Origin of the sequence: Methanospirillum hungatei (assembly GCF_020216685.1) — an archaeon.
Classification (GTDB): Archaea; Halobacteriota; Methanomicrobia; order Methanomicrobiales; family Methanospirillaceae; genus Methanospirillum; species Methanospirillum hungatei_B.
The window spans coordinates 1-10,000 of record NZ_JAIWNS010000060.1 but is presented as its reverse complement, the minus strand read 5'-3'; the positions used below and the strand labels follow the sequence as shown (position 1 = coordinate 10,000).

10 protein-coding genes and 1 pseudogene are annotated in these 10,000 nt (G+C 44.6%); 1 reads left to right on the top strand and 10 read right to left on the bottom strand.

What is annotated here, in order from left to right; translation table 11 throughout:
• The coding region (locus LDL35_RS03395; RefSeq protein WP_304019493.1) for a hypothetical protein at positions 1-622 on the top strand (622 nt) is incomplete at its 5' end.
• On the opposite strand, the gene LDL35_RS03390 is transcribed toward LDL35_RS03395, so the two are convergent.
• From LDL35_RS03390 to LDL35_RS03345, 10 genes and pseudogenes are all read right to left on the bottom strand, one after another.
• A complete protein-coding gene (locus LDL35_RS03390; protein ID WP_304019492.1) occupies positions 604-1,170 on the bottom strand; it encodes a hypothetical protein in 567 nt (188 codons plus the stop codon). The two genes, LDL35_RS03395 and LDL35_RS03390, sit on opposite strands and share 19 nt — an antisense overlap.
• 199 nt (positions 1,171-1,369) lie before the next feature.
• Entirely contained in the window at positions 1,370-1,741 is a 372-nt protein-coding gene (locus tag LDL35_RS03385; protein WP_011448714.1) for a hypothetical protein, read from the bottom strand.
• Positions 1,741-2,217, bottom strand: a complete 477-nt coding sequence (locus LDL35_RS03380; RefSeq protein ID WP_011448715.1) for an acylphosphatase — start codon at positions 2,215-2,217, stop codon at positions 1,741-1,743. The genes LDL35_RS03385 and LDL35_RS03380 overlap by 1 nt, the downstream gene beginning before the upstream one ends.
• A gap of 37 nt (positions 2,218-2,254) precedes the next feature.
• Positions 2,255-3,892, bottom strand: a complete 1,638-nt coding sequence (pheT, locus tag LDL35_RS03375) for a phenylalanine--tRNA ligase subunit beta (protein ID WP_304019489.1) — start codon at positions 3,890-3,892, stop codon at positions 2,255-2,257.
• Complete coding sequence (locus LDL35_RS03370) at positions 3,892-5,328, bottom strand: phenylalanine--tRNA ligase subunit alpha (protein ID WP_304019487.1); 1,437 nt, start codon at positions 5,326-5,328, stop codon at positions 3,892-3,894. Before LDL35_RS03370 ends, pheT begins: the two co-directional genes overlap by 1 nt.
• A 357-nt stretch (positions 5,329-5,685) precedes the next feature.
• Complete coding sequence (locus LDL35_RS03365) at positions 5,686-6,711, bottom strand: hypothetical protein (RefSeq protein WP_304019486.1); 1,026 nt, start codon at positions 6,709-6,711, stop codon at positions 5,686-5,688.
• Between the two features lie 431 nt (positions 6,712-7,142).
• Positions 7,143-8,048, bottom strand: coding sequence for a lysylphosphatidylglycerol synthase transmembrane domain-containing protein (locus LDL35_RS03360; RefSeq protein WP_304019484.1), 906 nt, complete (start codon positions 8,046-8,048; stop codon positions 7,143-7,145).
• 29 nt (positions 8,049-8,077) lie between these two features.
• Positions 8,078-8,743, bottom strand: coding sequence for a PHP domain-containing protein (locus LDL35_RS03355; protein WP_304019482.1), 666 nt, complete (start codon positions 8,741-8,743; stop codon positions 8,078-8,080).
• Positions 8,733-9,584 carry a UbiA family prenyltransferase gene (locus LDL35_RS03350; protein WP_304019480.1) on the bottom strand — a complete coding sequence of 284 codons (852 nt, stop codon included), beginning with the start codon at positions 9,582-9,584 and terminating at the stop codon, positions 8,733-8,735. Before LDL35_RS03350 ends, LDL35_RS03355 begins: the two co-directional genes overlap by 11 nt.
• A pseudogene (locus LDL35_RS03345) lies at positions 9,571-10,000 on the bottom strand (hypothetical protein); the annotation flags it as partial. The gene LDL35_RS03350 and the pseudogene LDL35_RS03345, both read right to left, overlap by 14 nt.

Sequence of the window (10,000 nt, the reverse complement as noted above, 5' to 3'; positions counted from 1 at the left end):
GGAAGAGAGAACGCCTCCAGCATCAGCTTCAGCAGCTGCACCCCAGCGACCACCTGATTTACGGCTGGGCATCCTTGCCGTCCAGGCAATTCCCCATCCGATCATCCTGCTGAACACGAATGGGACTATTGCCTTTACCAATACGGCATTCAGGAATTTTTTCCGGATGGTATCGGGAAGTTATGATTCGACTGCATCAAGTATAGAGGACCTGCCTGACCTCTGTAAAAAGATCTGGATATCTGGAAAGGACCGGTTCAAAGAGGGGAAGGGATTTTCAATCACCGGACCGGTTCAGGTGAAAGGGACGCCACGCCGGTACCGCGTCGATATGCTTCCGATTGTTGAAAAAGGAGTACTTCATTTTATCGTTGCTATCATCCTGCCAGGTGAGAACAGCACCGGGACCGGGCCTGGTCTTTCAGACTCCTCAGGAAACCTCCTCGAAGAGGTGATTGATACTATTAAAGATATCAGATTTCTTGCCTCATCTGAGGAGACCTACCGGCTTCATCAGATCGTGGCACGGGCAGATAATGTGTTGAAAAACCTGGGCGAGATAAAACAGATCTCGTATCCAGGACAGACCGAGAAGAAAAGTGGTCAGATACTGACCGGATAATCATTGAGGATCTTGGCCGGCAGTCTCATCCTGATATGCCATGAGGACTGGGGATAATGCTCCTCAAGAATAAGAAGTGAACACCGGTCCAGATTACCAAAGTGTTCACGGTCGAACTTTGTCTCAGCAGCCTTGTAAAAGGTCATGATTTTTTTGACCGCGTCGGTCACATCCTCACCGACGATGATCTTTCCAAGTTTATCTCCTATTTCAAAGGGAATTGCGATCTCATACTCCTCCAACCAGAGAATGCTCTTGTCAACCTCAAAGAACTCTTTCCCGATTATAATGTAATGAAACTCGATATCAAGTTCAGGTTCATACGGACCGGTTCGTGCCAGCATATTATATAAAAAATCCAGAAGAACCCGTTTATTCGAGATGAGATCTGATGAGATGGCTTCTTTTGAGAGACGGCGGGCCATGTCAGGAATGATCTGTTCCCGGTCGATCATCATGAGAAACTGCTCCTGTGACCTGATAGTATTGGCCATAACCTTCAGTGTCAGGAACTGTTCCCGAAGTGTTGACCCGGCGGTTCGGCCCATGTTGACTGCCATACTGCAGAGATATTTCTTCCTTCATAAAAGATATTAGCATCGGATCATAAAATGTGGAATATAATTTAGAGTCAGATATATAGCAGCATAGAGTTTAATATTTAAAGCAACGCACGAAATCGAAAACATTGAACCAGAAATAGAGACCCTCTGAAAAATGGGTTTATTAGAAAGAAGGTACCAGAGCTCAGGACATATCCATCTCATCAAGGAATGGAAGGAGTCCGATAACCCGTGGTTTATCTCCGGCCTGTTCAATCCTTACAATGGTCACTCCCAGGGGGATTGAGCTGAGAGCATCATTGAATGAAGGATTCATCTCCCGTTGAATCTCAAGAAAAAGCGGGAGCGGAATAAATGGGCGTTCATGTTCCTCAAATTTCCCATACTCTCTTAAATCCTTCTCATAGGTTGAGTTATATGCCAGGTCTTTCTCAAAATAAACAATTATTTCACACGGTTCCCGGACTGATATCTGCTCCAAGGCCCTGATATCTGCTACCATACCAGTACTCAGGCTGGATAGGACAACAGGGAAAGCGGGTATTTTGTCTTTCATTATCCGACTCCCTGGGTATGAATCGCTTCTATTACCCGTTCCAGAACTTCACGACGTTTTTTGGACTCTTTTTTCATATCACGGAGAGCGGAGACCATCTCTTCCTGCATCTTCAGACTCCGCTTCTGGAGCTTAATCATCTCTTTCAGATACTCAAGCCCCAGTTCTGACCGGTGAAACATCTCTTTTTGAAAGTCACCAAAATGGGGTTCAAAGTGATCGAATGTTCCTTCACTGGCTGACTCCGTGACGCTGAGAGAATCAATCCGGATGAGGGGCTCATCCTCTGCTTTAAGATCCTCACAAAAGCGGGCTAGCCCTTCTTCTTCACCCTCAGCAACAATCCTGACCGATCCATCGGAGAGGTTCTCGGCGTACCCAAAAACCCCGTGCCGGTTCGCTATCAGTCTGGCAAATCCTCTGAAACCCACCCGTTGTACCCGGCCGGTTACCAGAATAGTATATCGTCTCTGCATAGGCTGTGATTGTCCTATGCTGAGACGGGAAACGGGTTTAAGATTTCGTTTCCTTTTGTCCTGGAAAGAGGAGGTGGAGATCTATCTCAATCCCGATAACCGGCTGATCAATATCAAACTGATTTAATACGCCGGGGTGGATCTCGCCAAAGACACCCATCTTCTTCCCGTCAACCATGATATCAACAGCACGGCCGGGGATGAATGCCGGATCAGCACTCTCCGCCGGAATATAGGAGATCCCGAGTTCTCTCATTAAAGCATCTGTCGTTGCATAGGCCTCAGAGAAGTCTGCTCCGGGATGAGTTGAGGCAAGGGCAAGTTTTTGGTATGTCTGCATGGAAGAGACGACATCTCCGGTGTGGAATATCCGCTGGGGCAGTTCTCGCCGCTTGTTCATCCGAAGCAGATCCAGAAGGAGCGGAAGGAGATCGGTCCTTACCAGCGTCTGCTCTTCAGATATCGGATGCAGTACATGAAGTGCCTTCGGATCAGGCTCCCGCTGCATCCGGGTATACATGACCTCCTCATTTGATAATGTGAATGGCATGACCTCAAGATACCCGAGCCCGGAGCAGATATCCCGGACTGCTGATGCAAGGGCGATAATCGGGTGTTCACATCCGGTTGCGAAGGTTGCCGGAAGCTCTGCCTCAAGGGTACCAAAGCCGGCACCGATGGCAACATCCTCATACACATCCCACTCATGCATGATATCTGCCCGGTAGCAGGGTATCCGGACCGAGACCGTAGTATCACCAGTTTTTTCTGCTCCGTATCGCATCTTCTTTAGGATGGTCGCGATCTCATCTGCGGAGAACGAGGTCCCGAGAAGTTTGTTACAGGATGTCACATCGATATTTCGAAGGGTCGGAGAGAGGTCGGGCATGACAACGCCGTTCACCGTGACGCTTTCACATCTTCCTCCGGCGGTGATAAGGGTGGTACAGAGCACTTTAAGAGCCGTCATAACCGCACGCTCATCAGTCCCGGTCACATCAAGGAGGAGGTTTTTCGAGGATTCGGTAACCCGGGTTAACTCTCCGTTGATGATCGGCGGGAATGAGAGTACGTTGCCGTTTGCATCCTCAATAAGGGGCATGACCGGCTTGTCCTTCACGATATGAGAGTAATCACGGCCTTTCGGGTGCTCTTCCATGATCTCGGTCAGGGTCATCTCCCGGTCATAATCCAGGGGGATGAACGATCGGGATACCGGGGCACCATAATACCGGAATGGAGGGGTCACCTTGTCAAGGTCATGCACACCGATGGCAACTTTTGCCCTTCCACGACCAACGACCCAGTGCAGAGCTTCCTGCACACCCATGAGACTGATGATCGCTTCATTGTCAAGCTGAATGTCCCTGATAACCGCTGAACCAATGTATGGCCTGACTTCCTTCAGGTTCTCATCAACAGAGAACGTAATAGATGAAGGACTGACCGGATAGACCTCTTCCCCGGTCTCAAGTTCAAGGAATCCCCGCATGGCACGGGCTACCCCTTCGGTTGAGTAGAGATCCACCCGTGACGGGAAGAACTCAACATCCACCTGGTCTTCAAGGATGCGTTCAATATCTGAACCGATCATGGGAAGATGGTCAATGATGGTCTTCCGATCCGTGCCACACAGGCGTTCAAGATAGTTGTATGGGAGTGAAACAACCGGCATCAGCACCGACCCCCTTGAACGACCGGCATATTTCTGACCCAGTCGATATCACTCTGGTAGAGTTCACGAAGGTCAGTAAGCCCCATTCTCAGCATGGCAACCCGTGAGACACCAAGACCCCAGGCCAGAACCGGACAGGTGATCCCCCAGGGTGCGGTGACTTCTTCCCGGAAGATACCGGCTCCTCCAAGCTCAACCCAGCCAAGGCCTTCTATATATACCTCTGGTTCAACGCTGGGCTCCGTGTAGGGGAAGTATCCGGGTCTGAACCGGACCGATTCAAATCCCATTCTCCCGTAAAACTCTTTCAGGTATCCAAGAAGGTTCCGGAAGTTTACATGAGTATCCATGACGATTCCCTCCAGTTGTTCAAACTCCGGAAGATGGGTTGGATCGATTGCTTCCCGGCGGTATACCCGGCCGATACAGAAAGCCTTGACCGGTGGCTCCGGGTGTGCAGCCAGGTGCTGGATGGAAAGACTGGTTGTATGAGTCCGGAGCACGGTTGCTTTTGCCTTTTCAGGATCCCACTTCCCGCCCCATCCGGTTGACGAGGTGTCACCTCCTGATTCATGCATATCACGGACTTTCTCCCAGCCGACCGGGAGTTCCTGCTTTCCGGCAAGGTGGAAGGTGTCCTGCATCTCCCTGGCCGGGTGGTCCTGTGGCTGGAACAGGGCATCAAAATTCCAGAAAGCTCCCTGAATGATACTTCCATGAAGCTCGGTAAAACCCATATCAAGGAGGATCCGCCGCATCTCATCGATCATCCGCTGATAGGGATGGATCTTCCCGGGCCAGACCGGACGGGGGTGTTTGGTGATGTCATACCGGCGAAGGGAGAGATCTCTCCAGGCCCCAGAACTGATCTGGTCGGCAGTCAGTGTCCCGGTCTCTTCAGTAAGCGTGATCCCGGCAGCGGCGAGTTTTTTCCCTTCATCGGTGATAGTGATTGTATACCTGACTGACTCTTCTTCGGTAACAAGGCCACGTTTGAGAAGATCTTTTCTGATGTCAGCGGGAGCAGCATCCGGGTTCTTCAGAGCGATCTCAATCGGAGACGGAGCGGCATCACCGGTCTTGATGACATTTCCGGCTTCTATTTTTACCCAGCCAAGCCGCTTCATCCACCCAAGCCCAATCTTTGCATGAGGATGTCGATTCAGATCAGCAATAGAGGCTGACTCCTCAAAACTGTTGTAGAGTTGCCGCTCAGGAACTCCTTCTGCCAGGTACTGTTCTCCTTCGGTTGTCAGGGAGAGGGTGGTTGTTACCGAGCGATCAACGGTTGCAAGCCCTTTCTGTGAGAGGAGTCCTCCATACTGAACGACTGAATCAGCAGGCCGGTCAAGGATTATTCCCATCTCTTCCGGAGTCGTGGTTTCAGTTTTTACGAGCTCTAGAAGCAGACGTTTCTCATTCAGGGTTAATTGCATGATATCTCCACATGTAATCCAAATGTCAGTTTCTGCGTATGGATTGGGTTTTGCGTTTTTTGTATGTGCTGCATGAATATGTCTCCAGATAACCTACGGTAACAGTAATCGATTATTACAGGGGCCCGGTTTAGTCCAGACCCCTATCTAAACGGAAAGAATGAGCAGGAAAAGAATGGAGAGAATGATCCGATAGTGCTCATGAAAGTCTGATATAGTGTTTCCTGTGATTAGTATTTATAGGATGGGGATCGGGATGAGAGTAAAAAAATTATTTCAAGTCTCAAAAATATCCTGATCAAGCTTTGCCTGCTTCAAAATCGAGAGAATGGGATATCCCACCCATATTTAAAGATACTACCTTAAAAATTGAATATCATGTATATTCCAGATTCTCCAGGGATTATCATCAACATTCAGCGGCATACTATTCCACTCCCATACTCCATATGTTACAGCCCCCTTTAAATGAATAAAAAAACTGATACCAAGTAAAAGGATCAGCACTGAAATCATACCATACTTTGAAGAAGATTTTGCTATAGATATTTTTGAAAAAACGGGGATTATAAAATAGAGAAGAAATGGATTGACATCCAGGAAAAACCGTGATCCATATGAATGACCAGCCCACCAATGAGGGTACATGGATATTACCATCCAATGGGAAAATATTGTAGCAATAATGATAAGATCAAGCGTCTCAAATGTCTTGGTTTTTATTTTTAAATATATACCATAGATACTTAACAAAAAAATCGGAGAAAAAATTAGGAGACCCCTTGCAGGAGAGAGAATGTTCCCTATCAGGGCCTCAAAAAAAAGGGGTGAAATGTGTGCGACTCTTTCGGCAAAAAAATATTGCGGTAAAAATGCATGGTAAATAGATAGATTTAGAGCTGCAAATAGTAAAAGCGGCAGTATTGTAAGAATGCAATACTTGAAAATTCTTTTATAATTGTCTCGACTGCAATAGAGCAAGTATAACGAAAAAAGAACCAGAGCAATGGCATTTGTGGGGCGGATAATGTATGCGATACTGAGTGGAACCCCGATATAAATTGAGAGATGTGGTTTTTCTTTTGCATATAACATTCCTAGAAATGCCAATTCCAGGAATAGAATCGACGGACCATGCATCCAGAATCCTCTACTTGCAACGGACCATAATGATGTTGCAAAAGCAAAAATCAGGGATAGAAAAATAGCATAATTATTATCCAAATATTTTCTGGCAATAAAATAGAAAATAACAACACAGAGTGCAGCAATACATGATGCAATGATCTTTTCATATAACAAATCAAACAATGTATCATTCTGAGTCACGTTTAAAATGAGATTTGGGTTTAATCCAATCCCTTCCCAAATAAATACCATCATATTTTCAATATGATGTTTGGAAGAATGCAGGATGAGATCCAGAAAATAAACAAAGGGAACCGCGATTATCGAACTCCCATATGGGAAATAAGAAAAATAATGTTCATGAATCTTGATTATTCGATAATCCTGTTCATTATCTGGTGATATAAACTCATCTAAGTTGAAATTTCCCTCATTTAGAATACTTTTCGCAAGGGGGATTGAATATTTCGAATCATACGAAGTAATCACCGGACAAAGTAAATACACGGTAAAAACAATCAAAAGTAGCAATAACGCAATTTTTGAATCTTTTTGGAAGAATTTATTGTGACTCAACATCCCATTTTCATCTTTTTCTCAATACGTATTGCATTATCTGTTCGTTTTTCATCTGAAGGGAGATAATTATATTATGAAAAAATGGGTGAATTTTTTCTCTACCATACTCACTCTGTCTCCGGAAATATGAAATTAAAAATAAATAATGCCAGCATACCCAAACCCACAGCAAACCAGAGCGTTGCAACCCGGGTAAGTAATGTTGCAGAAACTGCTGCATCCAGGGGAACTTTTTCAGCAGTAATCAGAACGGTCATAAGTCCCTCAGTTGCTCCAAGACCTCCCGGAATCATGACCAATAATCCCGCTAAGGTTGAACTTGCAAAGACGAAAACTGAAACCATAATATGTACCGGATATCCGAGACCTTCAAGTGCAAGTGAGAGACAAAGGCATTCAAAAAACCATGAAACACTTGAGAGCAGAACACCTGCCAGCAGAGGCCCGGGACCGGAAAGAATCCTGGTGGAGTACATTAATGTATCAAAAATCGGCAGAAATCTACTCACGTGATTCGATTTCGAGATCCGATCTCGTAACCACCCTACAAATCTGTCATTTTGAATAAGAAAGACCAATAAAATGAGAGTGATACACAATAGTATCCCGGGAACTATTCCAATTCCAAGAAATGCAGCGCTCACTAACAGGAGAAAAATCATACCAAAAAGATCAGTCACCCTCTCGATGAGGACCACGGGAGCAATATGGCCGGGATCATAACCGAGCCTCGTGAGCAGCCATGGTTTGATGAGTTCTCCACTTTTCGCCGGTGTCAGAGTCATAGAAAACCCTGAGAAAAAACATAAAAAACTCGTAAGAAAGGTAATCCGAACATCAATCCTTCTCAGTAAGTATTCCCATTTTACAAACCGTACAAGATAATTAACAAACGCAAAAAAAAGCATTATAATAAACAAAACGAATGGAAAAGAAGAAATAATTTGTACCGTCTGATCAAAACTGGAATAGATGATAAAAATGGCATAAAGAGCTACAGCGAATATAATCATCCAGATATATCGATGAATGGGAAATTTTTTCATTTTCTCAATCTCCTGGACATTATTGATATGAGATGATACATAGGGAGACTCCTTTTATACCTGATATCTGCATAACGAAGGTTTTTGAGAAATTCTTTTGGACTGTCAAAAGGTGCTATGCGAACCGTTGTTCGAAAAAGTTCCCACCGGCAATGAGCATCAGAACCCCCGGTCACTAACAAACCGTGTTCTGTTGCATATTTTTTTGCTGAAATAATATCTCCTGGTGATAATGTCCGTGAATTATAAACCTCTATTGTATGGATCTTGGGCAAAAGAGAAGATATTATTTCATACTTCATTGCACTCTTCCGGTACCTGTCTCCAGGATGTGGAATAACGGCAATCCCACCCTGATCCATAATAATATCCAGTGTTTCTTCAGGAGAAAGATAAGGGGGGATCTCCTCATTTATAAAAAGGCCGATAATCTCTCCTTTTGTTGTTTTTATCTCTGCGGAAATTATTGAGGGGACATGGTCATCATGAAAATAATCCAACTGGTTATACTTCAGGGATCCCTGAATGGAATTATGATCGCAGATTACAGGCGTTACACCTTCTCTTCTCGCATATGAACTAATTTCTTTGAGAGAGAGAATACTATCCCGGGAATAATGTGAGTGTATATGCATATCCAGGATGATATTATCAGAGTCCATACAGAACCAGCACCACCACTGCAAACCAAAGAATAAGATTTGTTAGAAATGCATAATCTTTCAGAAGATCATCTGGATCAAGACCTGAAATGAGGGATTTTGCCAGGAATGAAAAAATACCATATACTGCAAACGGAATCGTAAGGACAAAATAATGGGTATGTGCTCCGGTAATGGCATAAATGAGGTATACAATCAGTGCTGCAGTAGATGATAAAATCAGGTATCCCTGAAGTACTGTACTATTATACTCACCAAGGACCGGGCGATGAGTTATGGCAGATTCTGTGGTTATCATTTCTGAATACCGTTTTGAAAAACCAAGCATTAACGCTATGAGAAAAGTTGCCGTAAATAACCATGGAGAGAGGTATAGATCTGCTGCAATACAACCTGCAAGAACGCGAAGAACAAAACCGACACCGATGATAATTACATCGACAATAACCAGATTCTTGAGCCAGAATGTGTACGCGAGGTTCTGAATCACATAGAATCCAATAATACCAATAAAAAGGAGATTCATTGGGATCATTGCGATTATTGTAAAGATGAGAAAAATAATTGCAATAATCCATGCTTCATTTACTGATACCGCACCGGATGGTAGTGGTCTATTCTTTTTTTTCAGGTGGTGAGAATCCCGATCCTTATCCCTGATATCGTTGAGAATATATATAATACCAGATACTGCACAAAAAACCAGGGTTGCATCAATCACTGATAACAAAGCATCCGGTGAGAACAGAAGATTTCCAAAGAGAAGCGGTGTCAGAACGAGAAGATTCTTGTACCACTGTTTCACCCTGATGAGTTGTAAGGCTGGTTTAATACTGATCAAAGAGTCTGCCCCAGGGTGTTTTAGAGAATTTCCGTATCCTGCTTCTTCCAATCAGGTTGTACCATAAATAATCATGATAAAAAGCTGATCCAAAGACCGCAAACATGAATAGAGATGTTTTAAAGATCAATGGCTCAAAAAAAGATAACTTTCCTTTTCGAAAGAGTTGATCTCCTGCAACAACAGGACTCTTCCCGGTAAAAAATTTGAAATTGAGTTGAGAAATATCATCACCCAGGATCTTTATCTGGTCCGGGTCACCACATCCGAGCCCTTCATCATGTGCCATTTTAATGAACGGTATTTGCATAGGATCAAAGCCCATGATTTTTGCACTAATGGCATCGATTGCCACCTGGTCATGGCTGGCAAGTATAATGTTTCCTTCATATGGGATCATGGTTCGGGGTCCAGGA

What these genes read in the sequence shown, in the direction of transcription:
- LDL35_RS03390 (WP_304019492.1), bottom strand. Translation starts at nt 1,170, where the DNA reads ATGGGCCGAACCGCCGGGTCAACACTTCGGGAACAGTTCCTGACACTG.
- LDL35_RS03385 (WP_011448714.1), bottom strand. Translation starts at nt 1,741, where the DNA reads ATGAAAGACAAAATACCCGCTTTCCCTGTTGTCCTATCCAGCCTGAGT.
- LDL35_RS03380 (WP_011448715.1), bottom strand. Translation starts at nt 2,217, where the DNA reads ATGCAGAGACGATATACTATTCTGGTAACCGGCCGGGTACAACGGGTG.
- pheT (WP_304019489.1), bottom strand. Translation starts at nt 3,892, where the DNA reads ATGCCGGTTGTTTCACTCCCATACAACTATCTTGAACGCCTGTGTGGC.
- LDL35_RS03370 (WP_304019487.1), bottom strand. Translation starts at nt 5,328, where the DNA reads ATGCAATTAACCCTGAATGAGAAACGTCTGCTTCTAGAGCTCGTAAAA.
- LDL35_RS03365 (WP_304019486.1), bottom strand. Translation starts at nt 6,711, where the DNA reads ATGATGGTATTTATTTGGGAAGGGATTGGATTAAACCCAAATCTCATT.
- LDL35_RS03360 (WP_304019484.1), bottom strand. Translation starts at nt 8,048, where the DNA reads ATGATTATATTCGCTGTAGCTCTTTATGCCATTTTTATCATCTATTCC.
- LDL35_RS03355 (WP_304019482.1), bottom strand. Translation starts at nt 8,743, where the DNA reads ATGGACTCTGATAATATCATCCTGGATATGCATATACACTCACATTAT.